This is a genomic window from Enteractinococcus helveticum, from assembly GCF_001657475.1.
In the GTDB taxonomy this organism is placed as follows: domain Bacteria; phylum Actinomycetota; class Actinomycetes; order Actinomycetales; family Micrococcaceae; genus Yaniella; species Yaniella helvetica.
This window is the reverse complement of record NZ_LXEY01000019.1, coordinates 110,725-124,882: the sequence shown is the minus strand read 5'-3', so window position 1 is coordinate 124,882 and position 14,158 is coordinate 110,725. Positions and strand designations below refer to the sequence as shown.

At 55.6% G+C, this 14,158-nt stretch carries 18 protein-coding genes, 1 tRNA gene and 1 pseudogene; 9 read left to right on the top strand and 11 right to left on the bottom strand.

Annotated features, from left to right (window positions below; genetic code table 11):
* Nucleotides 1-41: 41 nt before the first annotated feature.
* Nucleotides 42-1,250, bottom strand: a complete 1,209-nt coding sequence (gene chrA, locus A6F49_RS08730; protein ID WP_043058117.1) for a chromate efflux transporter — start codon at nucleotides 1,248-1,250, stop codon at nucleotides 42-44.
* A 163-nt stretch (nucleotides 1,251-1,413) separates the two neighbouring features.
* Between chrA and A6F49_RS08725 the strand changes: the two are divergent.
* Nucleotides 1,414-1,986: pseudogene (locus A6F49_RS08725) on the top strand (NADPH-dependent FMN reductase).
* A gap of 235 nt (nucleotides 1,987-2,221) precedes the next feature.
* Here the strand turns inward: A6F49_RS08725 and A6F49_RS08720 are convergent.
* The 4 genes from A6F49_RS08720 to A6F49_RS08710 form a co-directional block, all read right to left on the bottom strand.
* A complete protein-coding gene (locus A6F49_RS08720; RefSeq protein WP_043058116.1) occupies nucleotides 2,222-3,049 on the bottom strand; it encodes an ABC transporter permease subunit in 828 nt (275 codons plus the stop codon).
* Nucleotides 3,046-3,405: an ATP-binding cassette domain-containing protein gene (locus tag A6F49_RS18440; protein ID WP_235604929.1), complete on the bottom strand. Its 360-nt coding sequence runs from the start codon at nucleotides 3,403-3,405 to the stop codon at nucleotides 3,046-3,048. The genes A6F49_RS08720 and A6F49_RS18440 overlap by 4 nt, the downstream gene beginning before the upstream one ends.
* Nucleotides 3,402-3,971 (bottom strand): ABC transporter ATP-binding protein, encoded by a 570-nt coding sequence (locus A6F49_RS18435; RefSeq protein ID WP_235604927.1) that lies wholly within the window; start codon nucleotides 3,969-3,971, stop codon nucleotides 3,402-3,404. Before A6F49_RS18435 ends, A6F49_RS18440 begins: the two co-directional genes overlap by 4 nt.
* A gap of 88 nt (nucleotides 3,972-4,059) precedes the next feature.
* Nucleotides 4,060-5,142, bottom strand: coding sequence for a YkvI family membrane protein (locus A6F49_RS08710; RefSeq protein WP_043058115.1), 1,083 nt, complete (start codon nucleotides 5,140-5,142; stop codon nucleotides 4,060-4,062).
* A 269-nt stretch (nucleotides 5,143-5,411) separates the two neighbouring features.
* Between A6F49_RS08710 and A6F49_RS08705 the strand changes: the two genes are divergently transcribed.
* The gene (locus A6F49_RS08705) at nucleotides 5,412-5,756 is read left to right on the top strand and encodes a spore germination protein GerW family protein (protein WP_043058114.1); all 345 of its coding nucleotides are present in this window, start codon (nucleotides 5,412-5,414) and stop codon (nucleotides 5,754-5,756) included.
* A 4-nt stretch (nucleotides 5,757-5,760) separates the two neighbouring features.
* Here the strand turns inward: A6F49_RS08705 and A6F49_RS08700 are convergent, their stop codons facing one another.
* The 3 genes from A6F49_RS08700 to A6F49_RS08690 all read right to left on the bottom strand — a co-directional run bounded on the left by A6F49_RS08700 (nucleotide 5,761) and on the right by A6F49_RS08690 (nucleotide 7,897).
* Nucleotides 5,761-6,324 (bottom strand): pyridoxamine 5'-phosphate oxidase family protein, encoded by a 564-nt coding sequence (locus A6F49_RS08700; RefSeq protein ID WP_082911692.1) that lies wholly within the window; start codon nucleotides 6,322-6,324, stop codon nucleotides 5,761-5,763.
* Between the two features lie 43 nt (nucleotides 6,325-6,367).
* The gene (locus tag A6F49_RS08695) at nucleotides 6,368-7,357 is read right to left on the bottom strand and encodes an LLM class flavin-dependent oxidoreductase (protein WP_043058113.1); all 990 of its coding nucleotides are present in this window, start codon (nucleotides 7,355-7,357) and stop codon (nucleotides 6,368-6,370) included.
* A 129-nt stretch (nucleotides 7,358-7,486) separates the two neighbouring features.
* Nucleotides 7,487-7,897 carry a membrane protein gene (locus A6F49_RS08690; RefSeq protein WP_043058112.1) on the bottom strand — a complete coding sequence of 137 codons (411 nt, stop codon included), beginning with the start codon at nucleotides 7,895-7,897 and terminating at the stop codon, nucleotides 7,487-7,489.
* Nucleotides 7,898-7,980: 83 nt separating this feature from the next.
* Between A6F49_RS08690 and A6F49_RS08685 the strand changes: the two genes are divergently transcribed.
* Both A6F49_RS08685 and A6F49_RS08680 read left to right on the top strand, forming a co-directional pair.
* Nucleotides 7,981-8,565 carry a TetR/AcrR family transcriptional regulator gene (locus A6F49_RS08685; protein WP_043058111.1) on the top strand — a complete coding sequence of 195 codons (585 nt, stop codon included), beginning with the start codon at nucleotides 7,981-7,983 and terminating at the stop codon, nucleotides 8,563-8,565.
* Complete coding sequence (locus tag A6F49_RS08680; protein WP_043058110.1) at nucleotides 8,562-9,200, top strand: cyclase family protein; 639 nt, start codon at nucleotides 8,562-8,564, stop codon at nucleotides 9,198-9,200. Before A6F49_RS08685 ends, A6F49_RS08680 begins: the two co-directional genes overlap by 4 nt.
* A gap of 72 nt (nucleotides 9,201-9,272) precedes the next feature.
* Here A6F49_RS08680 and A6F49_RS18870 read toward each other — a convergent pair whose 3' ends face one another.
* On the bottom strand, nucleotides 9,273-9,386 hold the full coding sequence (locus A6F49_RS18870) for a PIN domain-containing protein (RefSeq protein WP_407643836.1): 114 nt from the start codon (nucleotides 9,384-9,386) through the stop codon (nucleotides 9,273-9,275).
* An 8-nt stretch (nucleotides 9,387-9,394) separates the two neighbouring features.
* Nucleotides 9,395-9,667, bottom strand: coding sequence for a type II toxin-antitoxin system Phd/YefM family antitoxin (locus A6F49_RS08675; protein WP_043058109.1), 273 nt, complete (start codon nucleotides 9,665-9,667; stop codon nucleotides 9,395-9,397).
* A gap of 229 nt (nucleotides 9,668-9,896) precedes the next feature.
* On the opposite strand from A6F49_RS08675, the gene A6F49_RS08670 reads away from it, so the two are divergent.
* From A6F49_RS08670 to rhuM, 3 genes are all read left to right on the top strand, one after another.
* On the top strand, nucleotides 9,897-10,694 hold the full coding sequence (locus A6F49_RS08670; RefSeq protein ID WP_043058108.1) for an ABC transporter ATP-binding protein: 798 nt from the start codon (nucleotides 9,897-9,899) through the stop codon (nucleotides 10,692-10,694).
* The gene (locus A6F49_RS08665; protein ID WP_043058107.1) at nucleotides 10,691-11,425 is read left to right on the top strand and encodes an ABC transporter permease; all 735 of its coding nucleotides are present in this window, start codon (nucleotides 10,691-10,693) and stop codon (nucleotides 11,423-11,425) included. Before A6F49_RS08670 ends, A6F49_RS08665 begins: the two co-directional genes overlap by 4 nt.
* Before the next feature lie 117 nt (nucleotides 11,426-11,542).
* Nucleotides 11,543-12,502, top strand: a complete 960-nt coding sequence (gene rhuM / locus A6F49_RS08660; protein WP_043058106.1) for a virulence protein RhuM/Fic/DOC family protein — start codon at nucleotides 11,543-11,545, stop codon at nucleotides 12,500-12,502.
* Between the two features lie 54 nt (nucleotides 12,503-12,556).
* Here the strand turns inward: rhuM and A6F49_RS08655 are convergent.
* A tRNA-Leu gene (locus A6F49_RS08655) sits at nucleotides 12,557-12,640 on the bottom strand.
* A 236-nt stretch (nucleotides 12,641-12,876) separates the two neighbouring features.
* Between A6F49_RS08655 and A6F49_RS08650 the strand changes: the two genes are divergently transcribed.
* Complete coding sequence (locus A6F49_RS08650) at nucleotides 12,877-13,671, top strand: FhaA domain-containing protein (RefSeq protein WP_043058105.1); 795 nt, start codon at nucleotides 12,877-12,879, stop codon at nucleotides 13,669-13,671.
* Between the two features lie 3 nt (nucleotides 13,672-13,674).
* On the top strand, nucleotides 13,675-14,157 hold the full coding sequence (locus tag A6F49_RS08645) for an FHA domain-containing protein FhaB/FipA (protein ID WP_043058104.1): 483 nt from the start codon (nucleotides 13,675-13,677) through the stop codon (nucleotides 14,155-14,157).
* Nucleotide 14,158: the final 1 nt, after the last annotated feature.

Genomic DNA, 14,158 nt, shown 5'->3' with positions numbered 1-14,158 from the left:
CCGAATCAACGATTCGAGCATCCCAGCGCCGAATCTTCGGCTTATCCCCAACCCATCCCAATGTCCGACACAGCAGCGAGCACACCACCCAGCCCACCAATCAGGACCACGGCCCAGGCGGGCAGTTTTGCAAACATCAGGAGCACAAAACACCCGACCGCAATGATCAATGGTGCGATACCAGTGATGCCTGATGTGATGATTGGATGGATCAGTGCTGCAGCAAGGATGCCCACCACGGCAGCATTTGCACCGGCCACGCCAGCCCGGACCAGACTGTTCTGTTGGAGTTGGCCCCAAAACGGTAGAACCGCCAGTAACAACAGGATGCCGGGCAGGAAAATTGCGACCAGTGCGACTGTAGCGCTGAGCCAGGGAGCCGATCCAGTGCCCATCTCAAATCCTAAGTAGGCGGCAAAGGTAAATAATGGTCCGGGGACGGCTTGAGCGGCACCATAACCAGCCAGGAATTGATCTTGAGTCACCGCTTCCACCACCGCAGGCTCGCCTTGCAATAGCGGTAGCACCACGTGTCCCCCGCCGAAAACTAGTGCTCCGGCGCGATAAAACGCATCGGTCAAACTCACCCACGGGTTTTCCAGTATGGCCGTCAGGACGGGTAACCCGACCAGGAGCACGACAAATAACGCAGCACAGATTATCCCTACGCGCTTGGAAATCGCCACGGTCAACGGTGGCAGGCTGGAGCCCAAAATGTTGCGGCACCACAGCATGCCCAGGACTAGACCGACTACGATGGCGACGATTTGCCCCAAATTTCCTGGCAAGAACAGTGCAAGTCCCACGGCAGCGAGTCCGATAACGATCCTACGGACATCCGGTGTGAGAGCTTTGGCCATACCCCACACTGCGTGGGCGACAACAGCAACCGCTACGGCTTTCAGCCCGACCATCAGGCCTTGGCCAACAGCGCCGTCCAGATTCACTGCACCGATGGCAAATAAAATCAACAGCAGGGCCGAGGGCACAGTGAATGCGACCCATGCGGCTAAGCCACCCCGGTATCCGCCTCGCAGCAGCCCCAGCGCGAAACCTACCTGACTCGATGCAGGACCGGGCAGAAACTGACACAGCGCGACCAGCTGGCCGTAATGCTCTTCGGTTAGCCACTTGCGACGGATCACGAGTTCATTACGAAAATACCCCAGGTGAGCTACCGGCCCACCAAAGGAGGTCAGACCAAGTTTGAGGAAGGTGCGAAAGACTTCTATTGAATTTGGCCGGGCCATAGGGTCCTTATAACAAGTAGTCAGCTGGGAGTGTAGCCACAACCACCCTAGCAATTTCACCCACAGGGCAACGAAATTTGCGTCAAGTTTCTCAGGATGGCATACTCAAGAAGTCAAATAATTCAAATTTGAACTACATGAGTTTTGATCCCAGGAGATATCCGTGCTGAAAATCGCTATCGTTACCGGTTCCACCCGCCCAGGCCGCATCAACCGCGGTGTCGCCGACTGGTTGGTCGACTACGCTGCACAGCGTGGCGACGCAGAATACGAATTGGTCGACGTCGCTGATTACAATCTGCCCGTATTTGACGAATCCTTCCCAGGATAAAACACCAAGGAACACTCCAAGGCTTGGTCCGCCAAAATGGCCGAATTTGATGGCTACGTTTTCGTGACCGGTGAATACAACCACTCGGTAACTCCAGCCCTGGCAAATGCTCTGTCGTACTTGAACCCTGAGCTCAATAACAAGGCCGCTGGCATTGTCGGCTATGGATCGGCTTTCGGTGTTCGCGCTGTTGAGCACCTACGCGGTATTCTGTCGGAACTCCAGATCGCTCACGTCCAGAAACAGGGCATGTTCTCGCTGTTCACCGACTTCGAAAACTTCTCGACTTTCAAACCAACCGAACTCCAGGCTGCTTCAGTTGGGCCAATGTTTGACCAGCTCATCGTCTGGGGCGCCGCCATGCAGAGCGTTCGCGCCCAGCAGTCAGTTGTCGCAAACGCCTAGTTCAGTCAACGCGCCATCCATGATGGTCTGAAGTGCAATAAGTCTTCGGTTGTTCAGTATTGACCGACCTTCCGCCTGAACAACCGGATCAACACACCGGCTTGTGGGCCCGTGATCATCACGGGCCCACAAGCTTTTTCACTGTCATGTCCCGAATGCCGGGACTGATCGGCGTCATCATGAGCGCATCACTGGTTGCTACCATGGCCGCCGTCGTCCTGACTATCCCGCAGGATCAGCCCAGGATGTCACGCCGGGCCAGACCAGCGATGGTGAGCCCGATGAATATGGCACATAGTGCCCACACGAGAGCAAATCCGGGCCAGTCGAAGCCTTCGGCCAGTGGACTATTGCCGTAGGCCCAGTGATAAGGCGAGAGATTGTAGAGCCACTGGAGGTCTTTATTGGTGTTGCCTACGGCGTCGAACACGTAACTGATCACCGCAATGCCGGCACCGGCTGCAATCGCCCACATTCTGCGGCCGCTCAGCGCACCGATGGCTAACGCGGCGGTGCCGGATAGTAGCCCCAAACTTGCCCAGGCGATTGTTCCGGCCAGCAGGTTGACCGCCGATAAGTTGAGCTCAGATGGTTCATTCAGCGCCCAGATCATCACATAAACCACAAGCGCCAGGACCAAGATTTTTGCTAATAGTGCTGCGATACTTTCCACGGCGTATTGCACCCGCCCGACCGCATGGGCCAGTGTGAGTTCAAGCCGACCGGTTTCTTCGGTGCCGGCAATGAAGGCTGCACCCCAGGCTGTTGTGGCAATGACCATGAGCACATAGCCCAGCAGCCCAAAGAACGTGGCCTGGGTATATCCTGCCCCGGTGACAATATCGTCATAGCCAAGCACCTCAACGAGTTCGGTCGGCAGATTATTGAGCAGTTCGGTCATCTGCGGCGAAGCGATTGAGGGGTAGAGCGGCAGGTACAGTCCCAGCACGGCGGCAATGCCGATGATCCAACCGAGCATGCCTCGCCAGCCATCAAAGACCAGACGAAGGAACACCCGGCCAAAGGTTGTTGTTCTACTCGCTTGTGGAGTGGCATGCGTCATTGGACCTGCTCCGTTCGAGAATAGAGATCGATGATGGACTCTTCAAGATCGGGCTCTTCCACGGTCAAGTCTCGAACCCGGAATGCGGCAAGCGCTTTGACCACCGGATCAATGTCGCCGCGAATGGTTGCGGTCAACCGATGGACGTGTTCGTCTCCGGTGGATTGGATATGAAGATCTTCCAGCTGCTCCAGTGCGTGCATGCGTGTGTGCAGTGTGACCGCATCGACGTCGGCGATCACCGCGCCCAGCCGGGCCACACTGGTCAGCCGCAGTGACGCGACATCGCCGTGGGCGACCACTCTGCCCTGGGCAAGCACTGCAACGTCGTCGGCGGCGTGTTGGATTTCGCTCAAGATATGCGAGCTGAGCACAACCGTTTGGCCCGCACTGGAGGCTTCACGCACCATGGCCAAGAATTCGCGTGCATCAGCGGGTCCAGACCGCTGGTCGGCTCATCCAAGATGAGCAGCTCGGGTTCGTGCATGAATGCCTGGATGAGGCCCAGTTTTTGTTTATTGCCCTTGGACAGATCCCGGACCGGACGGGTCATGTCCAGTTCGAGTCGCTCGGCGAGCTGGTCAATTTTGCGTTCGGCAACCGTGCCACTGAGCTGGGCAATGTGGTGTAAAAATGTGCGCCCGGAGAGCCGGGCGGTGAGGTTCACATCGCCTGGCAGATACCCGATGCGACGCCGCATGCCAGCGCCCGCCCGGCGGGGCGAATCCCCCAGGACCGTCAATTCGCCGGCGCTAGGACGAATAATATCCACCAGCATGCGCAATACCGTGGTTTTGCCAGCCCCGTTGGGTCCGATCAAACCGAAGACCGATCCGCGGTGCACCTGCAAGTCGATATCTTGGACCGCCAAATGTCGACCGTAGAGTTTCGTCAGGGCGCGGGTTTCAACAACTGCGACCATCGGAATGTCCTTTCCGTCACGTCAGTGTTGTATCACCGAGACTACCCCACCCGCCTTGTCAGCGGCAGGGGCCTGCACAGAACAACCGCTAGTCGGTAAACACAAATTGCTCGGCTTCCACCGGTTTTCGTCGAGTCCGGATTAGGTTGACCGCCATAGAAATAAAGATCACGAATCCCAGGTAGCCCAACAGCGGATATACCGTGCCCACCAGCGTGGTAAACCCAACGAACCCAAGGCCAAAGGCTGCAAGACCAACGAGGACCGCGGCAATGCGGAAGCTGCGGGTCTCAACGGTGAAAAACCGCGCGGTAAAGCTATATAACGTCGGGACTGCGGTATTGAAGATCATGGCCAACAGCACCAGCGACATCGCGACCCCAATGAAGGGGTGTAATTCGGTGGCGATGATCAGCATCGGCATATCGGTGCCAACGAGTTCATCAACATTCAGGTACAGGGCCAAATTGATCACCAGTGCGATGAGGCCCAGCAGAATACCACCCAGGACCGCCCCGCGTTTGGCTGCCTTATAGTTCCGCTCGGTGGCCCCTATGATCGCCAGGATGCTCACCGTAATCGCGACGTTAAAGGACACGTGCAAAAATGCCGACAGCAACCAGTGAGGGGAGGCCAATTCCTGCTGTGTGGCCGCCACGGCCTCCAAATCCACCCCCGAAGTATCCGCAGTTACGGCGGCATAGGCTGCGAGCGCGATGATCAACACGAAGGCCAACGGTGCCAAAATACTGATGATGTCTAACACCCGGCGCAAACTCAGCAACAGTGCGGCAATCACCAACGCCGTCATGAGTGCATATCCGGCAACAGGTGGAATCCCGAATTGCTGTTGGAACAGCGATCCGGAACCGGCGATCATGATCACGCCCACGCCAAAGAGGAAAAAGGCCAGCAGAATATCGACGACGACGCCCAGATACTTCCCGCAGATGTGGTAAATCACGCTTTTATGCGACCAGGCCTTGACCCGCTTGCCCAGCACCACCAGGTAGTAGCCCAGCACCGGGTAGAGGATCATGGTGACGACGGTGCCCAGGATGCCCCACCAGCCGTAGCCGGTGAAAAACTGCAGGATTTCCTGGCCAGAGGCATACCCTGCTCCGATAATGGTGCCGACGTATACCCCGGCGATGCGTAGCGTGTCTTTCATATGACGCCCTTGTCACGTGGTCTCTACATGGTTACAACTTCACCAACCCTATCGCCTGAGTGATGCATCGCACTGTTGTCATTGCAGCGATTTTCATATTCTGCAATGATTCTGCCAGCTCATCGCCTGGTTGTGCTCCGAACGGATACCGTAAATGTTACGGCCACCCAGACAGTCTGTATTGTTTGACGTCATGATCCGAGCTTGCTTCACACAAACCATCTCCCGATCTCCTGCATTTTTGGGTTTGGGACCGTTAAACTGAAGCCATGGAACCACTTACAGCGCAATTGGCCGAAAAACTCTCCAACATCGGTGTCAAGAATTCTTATGGAACACCCATCGAAGTGGACGGTGCCACGACCATTCCGGTCGCGCTCGTCAATTTTGGTTTCGGTGGCGGAGAGGCTGACAGTAACGACCCCGAAAAGACCGGTGATACCGGAAGTGGCGGCGGTGGTGGCGGTATGTCCGTACCGGTGGGCGCCTACATTACCCGCAACGGCACCACCCGTTTTGAACCCAATACTGTTGCATTACTGGCCGTAAGCATCCCGCTGGCGTGTGTCGGCGGTTTTGTCCTAACACGCATCGTCAAAGCCCTCAAACAATAGGTGCCTATGGGATGACGCGCTGACCGTTCCAGCCGCTGCTTAACAGCTCGAACTGCCAGCGAGTATGCGGTGCAGTACTGAGGGCTAGCCACTCCAGACTTCGCAACTCGAGACTGATCCAGGCGAAACGTTGAAACGCAGTCGATGCATCATCTTCAAGGGGCTCATGAGTTGTCAATGGCGCACCTGGGGTGGCCAGCGAAACGTACTGTTGCTGACTGTGGGGTGCCAGGCGTTGCCAAGCGCGCCAGCGCTCAGCATCATCCGCAATAATCGTAGCTGTGCCTTCGAAGCGCAGTTGTAATGACCGCTTGCGGTCGTAGCAGGTCGCTGCGACTGCTGAATTGGCTCGAATTTCTGCCACTTTCTCTGATAAAGCGTGTGTGGCAAAGCAAAGGCGTTCCGGCGAGCGCGCAAAGTCACGCAAAATGACGGATCGCGCCCGGGGCCCACCATTGCGACCGATGGTCGCGACATTCATCAGCGACAACCCGTGACCCGGCAGTGTCGCCGCATCGGTCATCGACTGCCATATGGATTCAAGAAATTCGTCTGCCTCAGCCATCATGCTCACCTTGGATTGCCCAAGACTCTAGTTCATCGAGCTGCGATTAGAACCAGACGTCTGCCAATAATTCATAGGACCGGTCACGGACCGCTGGGTCATAGGCGTAAGTGACCGTGATGAGCTCATCCGCCCCGGTTCGTGCCACGAAGTCATCAAGCTGAGTTTTCACCGTCTGAGGTGAGCCAACAGCCTTAATACGCAGCATTGAATGCTCCGCCGCGCCGACGCCGGTGAGCTGATGAGGCTCCACCGGTGGCTGTAGCCGTCGGCGTTGTCCGGTGTGGATATCCTGGAACATTTGCTGGACCACAGTGAACTCGCGCTCGGCTTGTTCCTCGGTATCGGCGACCATCACATTGATGCCCGCCATGACATATGGTTCCTCAATCTGGGCTGTGGCTGATTCGGTAGTAAATGCTTCGCGGTACACCTGGATAGCTTGGTCAATTTGATCGGGAGCAAAATGCGATGCAATCGAGAACGGTAGGCCTAATTGTCCTGCAATTGACGCACCATTGACGGTTGATCCCAGGACCCAGATGGGCACATTGGTATTTGTTGAAACTGCCGAGACAATGGGCACGCTATACGCGGTGCCGTTTTCGCCAAACCACCCTTGCATGTCATAAATATTCTGCGCAAATGCCTGGGGCTCAGCAGATGATCGACTCAAGGCCTGCGCCGTCATCATATCGGTGCCGGGGGCTCTGCCCAGTCCCAAGTCAATGCGATCCCCGTGCATATTCGCCAAGGTGCCATATTGTTCAGCAACCATCAGCGGTGCGTGATTTGGCAACATCACGCCACCGGAGCCGACCCGAATCTTTTCAGTGACCGCTGCAGCCTGAGAAATCAGCAGTGCGGTGGAGCTGGCCGCTAGGTTTGGAGTGTTGTGGTGTTCTGCGAACCACAGACGTCGATACCCGAGATCATCGGCGAGTTTGGCCGAAGCCATCGAGGCAGTAATCGCATCGCGGGCGGTGGATCCTTCAGAGATGGAGACAAGATCGAGAATGCTCAGCGGTACAGACAACGTCGACGGTTTCCTTTCGATAGCCCAAGCTGCTTGAAGGCAGCAGAATCATTGTCTGCAGCCTAGCTGCCTGAACAGGCCAGCCCTAGGAACCAGAGACTTATGTGGTCATCTCGCTGGAATCTAAACCTAGCTGACGAGCAACCCGATCCCACAGGCTGCTAGTCCCGAGATCAGAAATACCGCGCCGATCCACAGTAAGGTGATCCACGCACTGGGTTGTGTTCGTCCTTTGCCCATGGCCGAGAAGAAAAATCCCGCTGGCATCAAGATGGCGGAAATCAGCACGCCGGTTCGGCTCAGCCAGAGCCAACCACCGGTCAGCGACGAGGCTTCCGTGAGTATGAGGCACACCAGTCCAAGAATAATGAGCACACCCGCATGGGCATGGCCCGCACGGTAAAACGATTTCTGGAAGCCCGTGGCTTCCATTTTTCCCTGCGAGATCCGGGTCAGCAGGTAGCCGCCGGTGGTCACGGTAATAGCTGCTAATAACACGAAGCCAGCGGTGATACGAGCTGGATCAGAGAGTTCAAACATTGCAGACACCCTCGGGGTAACGTTTCCTTACAGTGTAATATAACACTGTAATAAAACGTCGCGCAATACTATAGACTCAGAAAATGGCTAGACCACGAATCCACGACGAAACGGTTCGACGACGACTGCTTGAGGTTTCTTCAGAGATCATCGCCCAGCAAGGCGCCGAGGCACTATCGATGCGCAAAGTTGCCACAGCAGCTGGCACCACCACCGCCGCCATCTATGCACTCTTTGGTAGTCGCGAAGCCCTCATCGAAGCCGTCGTTATCGAAGGCTTTACGCGATTTGCCGAGCATCTACAATCCGTAGCCCACACCGATGACCCCGCAGCGGATCTGTTGGAGCTGGGAAAAGCCTATCGAACCAACGCACTGGACAATCCGCATTATTATCGAGTGATGTTCAACGACGTCTACGGTTCTGACACGACCGAACACGTTGATGAAACATTTGGCATGCTCGTGACCGCTGTGCAACGTGCCGCACAGCTGGAAACCTCCGAAGCGAATATGCGAGCCTATCGACTGTGGGCCTATATTCACGGTCTCGTCAGTTTGGAATTAGCAGGCCTTACCGGCTCCTATGACAACGCCACCGATCATGAGACTGCCTTTGTTGCCGCCTTACGATCCGCAGCCTCGCTCATTTGGGAGTCACCACAATGACGATGTTTGATCTCAGCCACCCCATCTATCCGGGCATGCCGATCTATCCGGGAGATCCACAGGTTGAGTTCGACTCAGCGCTGACTATCCCGGCCGATGGTGCAGAAGTCACCGGACTGCACTTTGGCACCCACACCGGGACGCATTTAGATGCACCCTCACACAGCATCCCAAACGGGCAAACTGTTGACCAATTAGATGTCGCACTTCTCCACGGTTCCGCCACGGTCCTCCAGCTGCGCCACGAAGCAGCAGCCGAACAACCCATCGGCCGCGACAACCTGGCCCAGATCCCGAATCAGCTGCCAAATATTGTGTGTATCGTGACCGGCTGGGACCAGTATTTTCATACACCGCAGCGAGAACGCCACCCCTATATAGAAGTAGGTCTGGCGGAACTCCTCTGGCAGCGGGGCGCCCGAGTTCTAGGTGTGGACACGCTGAGCCCCGACCCCACAGCCGAGGCGGCCGACACTTTCCCCGTCCACCAGTTCTGGCTAGGCAGCGGTGGCATCATCGTTGAAAACCTTCGCAACCTCACCAAACTCCCCCTTCAGGTGCAGATGAGCATTCTTCCTCTTTCCTTGCAAGGGCTTGATGGTTCACCCATCCGTGCCATTGCATGGGCTCCATAGCTCAGAGCAGTTTCAACGACTCATCCGCAGCAACTGGACTTAACGAACCACGGATCCCTGTGCTGCAAAATTTCAACTACGAAAATAGAGTTCGACAGTCCGACTCGTCCACGTTGCTATGCCGACGCCGAAGAAATCCTGATCAACAGTCCAGATCGGGCACTCGAGGAAAATTCGTGAAGCCATCATCAGGCTTAGGACGCCTCTGGCTGCGACCTGACGTTGCCTTTCCGAACGGCGTCGAACTCTTCGATTATCTCGTCTTCACCGACTCCAGACTCAGCCATAAGTTTATGCAGCCTCTTAGTCGCCGTTTCATAGGCTGTAATAATTTCCGCTCGGTCACCACGAGTTGGAATGAACACACCCACTGGATGACCATGTCGGGTAACCGTCACAGGCTCGTCTCCGTCTATGTAATCAGCAAGATCCTGACGAAACTCACGCACTCCAACATTCTTGGTCATGACCACCCCGTCCTGCTTAAATATGTACTCTCTGTGTACACATTATAGTTTCGTTTGCCTGGATTGTGCGCCCTACGCTCTGTCATGATTCGACCTGAGATGTCTCCACGACGAGTATTGCCATAACGTCTTTTTTTCGTAGCGTGGGACATACAACGACTTTCATTGCATCGTGCGCACGAAATTTGAAGGTATTGAGCATGTGAGTTGGGCGTGGAATGATTATCCTATGCCACCAAAGTTGGCCGACTCTTCGTCGGTTCATGCATCATCTGCGGTCACGATCCGCAACCTTCGAATCAAACGCGGTCGCACGGTGGTTTTCGACGGCCTGAATCTAGAAATCCCTCGTGGCCAGATCACCGGATTACTCGGGCCCTCTGGCTGCGGCAAAACCACGTTGATGCGCGCCGTCGTCGGGGTGCAAAAGATTCAAGGCGGCACCGTCGAGGTTCTCGGACAACCGGCGGGCACTCGTGCACTGCGACGTCTAGTCTCCTACGACACCCAGGCCGCATCCGTGTATGACGATCTCACGGTGCGACAGAATCTCGAATACTTCGCCCGGATTGTCGGTGCCGACCGTGAGGAAACCGAGCGGGTGGCACAAGAGGTCGGGCTGAGTTCGCATATGCGCAGTTTAGTGGTGCATCTCAGCGGCGGACAGCGCAGTCGAGTCTCCCTTGCGGTGACCCTACTCGGCGAACCCGAGCTCATCGTGCTTGATGAACCCACTGTCGGGCTCGACCCAACACTGCGTCAAGAACTCTGGATGTTGTTTCGTAGCCTCGCCGAGAGCGGCATCACCGTCTTGGTCACCAGCCACGTCATGGATGAAGCATCGCGCTGTGACCGTCTGCTGCTGCTGCGCAACGGATCAATCATCGCCGACACCACCCCCACCGGTCTGTTGGAAGACACCGGCACAGACAATCCCGATGCCGCATTTCTTGCACTCATCACGCGTTCCGAGGGCCCATCAGATCAGCCTCATGGCAAACACGCCGCGCAGCAGGAGCCGTCATGAGTCCGAATCGCACCCTGGCAACCACCGCGCGCGTGCTCAAACAGCTCAGCCACGATCCACGTTCCATCGTGTTACTGCTGGTTGCACCCAGCCTGCTGGTCGGACTCTTCGCCTGGCTCTTTGACGCCCAACCCGGAGTCTTTGATCTCTACGGCGGCCCACTACTGGCACTGTTCCCATTTATTTTGATGTTTGTCATCACCTCAATCACCACACTTCGGGAACGTCGCTCGGGCACACTCGAACGATTAATGACGACGACGATGAACAAACCAGACTTCATCATCGGCTACGGTTTGGCCTTCGGACTCATGGCCACACTGCAAGCCGTCATTACCGTGACGTTCGCGGTGGTCGTGTGCGGGCTCTCCGTTGAGGGCCCGGTCTGGCAGCTTGGCCTCGTCGCCGTCGTTGATGCCATTTTGGGCACAGCCCTTGGTCTATTAGCCAGTGCCTTTGCCCGCACCGAGTTCCAGGCCGTGCAATTTATGCCACTATTGGTTTTCCCGCAGATCATTCTGGGTGGCCTATTCATGCCACGTGAGGATATGCCAGATGTGCTCGAAGCCATTTCGGACTGGCTACCGCTAAGTCATGCGATCGATGCGATTAATGCGGTCACCTCAGGTGATGCAGGCGCTGATCTTTTCGTACCGTTGTCGATCGTCGCCGCATTTGCACTTGCTGCGCTAATACTTGCGTCCCTGACCCTGCGCCGTAAAACACCGTAATGGCAGCCTTCGTCCGTCGTGATTCATGAAGTAATCCACATTCGCACCTGGCTGTGATCTCGGCCGAGGTACCCGTCGTTAGACTGGGCCAACAAGCGCGAGAAAGCGAGCACAACGATGACAACAACAGGTACTTCAGACAGTGAGATACTGTTCTACACCTCGGAAGACGGCCTGGCACAAGTCGATGTTCGGTTGCAAGGCGAAACTGTATGGCTGACCCAACAGCAACTCGCCGGACTCTTTAGCACCACGCGTGAAAATATCGTTCAGCACATCCGAAACGTATACAGAGAAGGGGAATTGCAAGAGGTAGCAACCTGTCAGGATTTCTTACAGGTTCGCCAGGAAGGGTCCCGAACGGTCCGGCGTTCGATCCCGCACTACAACCTGGACATGATCATTTCGGTTGGTTACCGGGTTAGATCTGCTACCGCCACGAAGTTCCGCATTTGGGCCACTAAACGGATCAAAGAATACTTGGTTCAAGGTGTCGCCATTAATCACAGACGCCTTGAGCAGCTGGGGTCGGTCGTCGAGATCCTCCAGCGTTCTGAGGATGATGTCCTCAATGGCGTTGCCGAAGTACTTTCGCACTATTTGCCGGGGTTACGACTGCTTCAACGTTACGATGAACAGACTCTCCTTCCACCCGAAGGTACCGCCCCCAGGTGGCAACTTACGTATGAGGAAGCTCGCTCGATTATCGACGAGCTCGCTACTCAATTTCCTGAGAACACTCTTTTCGGCAGAGAACGCGGAGATGCTCTTGCAGGCATCGTGAGTACCATCTATCAAACCTTTGCTGGTCAAGACCTTTATCCGAGCGCCGAGGAAAAGGCAGCAAATCTGCTGTATTTGGTGATTAAGGATCATCCGATGGCAGATGGCAATAAACGATCAGCTGCGGCCCTCTTCGTGACTTTCCTCAACAAAAATGAGCTACTACGTGGATCGCAGGGGCAGCTACGCATATCAAATAGCGCACTCGCCGCTCTGACGCTATTACTGTCCATCAGCAAGCCTGAAGAAAAGAAATTGATGATCACGCTCGTCATGAATATGCTGGACCAATAAAATAAAACAGCCTCTGACCAGAATTTCTTCCGTTCAGAGGCTGTTTCTACTCGGTGCGCGAGGGGGGACTTGAACCCCCACGTCCGTGAAGACACTGGCACCTGAAGCCAGCGCGTCTACCAATTCCGCCACTCGCGCGAGTGACATGTTTTTACAGCATCGGCTGTAAGCACGATCTATAGTATAAACACAATTAGCCCTCTAACGCCAATCGACATTTTCCTTACCCTCATATTTCCGGGCTGACTAAGCGCTTCGTGTATTGAGCAGTGTGATATGAGAAAATGTAACTGCATGTGACAAATACTCGGCGTCAAACTACTGTGGGATATTTACCGCCGGGCTTGAAATGAACACGTTGGAAGGAGTGCCGAGTGGGCATCTTGGATGGTCTAGAGAACCTTCTGGAACGCAGCGTGCGGAAAATCTTCTCGGCGGGCGGCTCCAAACGCATCAAGCCGGTCGAAGTAACCAATGCGATGCGCACTGAAATGGATCATCGCGCCGTCACCATTTCTCAAGAACGCACGCTTGTGCCCAACGTGTACACCATCGCGTTTTCTGAAGAAGATTTCCCACAGGTTCAACAATGGGGCCGTGCTTTGGCCGAAGAACTCTGTGATGAGGCCATCCGACATGCATCTGTGCAGGGCTATTCCCTTTCTGGGCCAGTACGTGTGACCTTTGTGGCCGATGAAGATGTCGAGCGCGGGGATATGGAAATCACCTCGAGTTCCGAGGCGGCTGAGGACCTTGATCCGGGCCAGCCCATTACCTATACGCCGAATAAACAGGTCACCTCGGCAGCAGTACAGCCACCGACTGAAATGACAGACCCAGGCATGCAGGTGGATCGCACCAGTTGGCGGCCCGTCGTGGAAATTGAAGGCACACGCTATGCGATTAACTCGGCATCTGCGGTAATTGGACGATCCTCGGACGTCGACATCACGGTGGGCGATCCTGGAATGTCGCGTCGACACCTGGAAATACGGGTTGCCGGAGACCGTGTGTCTGCCGTGGATCTGGGGTCAACCAATGGGTTTTATGTCAACGGGCAGAAAGCGGGAAACTCGGTAGATTTGCACCACGGTGATATTATTACCGCCGGTCGGACAACCATCATTTTCCGACTCGCCCCCGATACAACAACCCAGCCCCGGAGGTAGCCCGTGAGCGAATTGGCGATTACTGCGCTGCGATTTGGGCTGCTTGCCCTACTGTGGATTTTTGTATTCTCTGTGGTTACATCCCAGGGTCGTTCCCTACAGATTGCCCGACCTGCACGCCTGACCCGACGGAAGAAAAAAGACGAACCAGTCTCTTCGTCCAATACTGATACACCCCTACCACCAACGCGGGCATTAGCTACCAAACTCGTGGTAACCGAAGGGCCGTTAGCCGGACGCACCATTCAACTGGGTGGCCAACCACTGTTGATTGGCCGGGCCCAGGACGCCGGACTTGTATTAGAAGATGATTATGCTTCGGGTCGGCACGCCAGACTTTTCCCTCAAGGTAGTCGCTGGTTTTTGGAAGACCTCGGCTCCACCAACGGAACCTTTGTGCAGGGTAATCAATTGACCCGCACCATGGCCATTGACCCGGGCACCCCGGTGCGCATTGGTAAAACCGTGATGGAGCTGAAGGCATAAC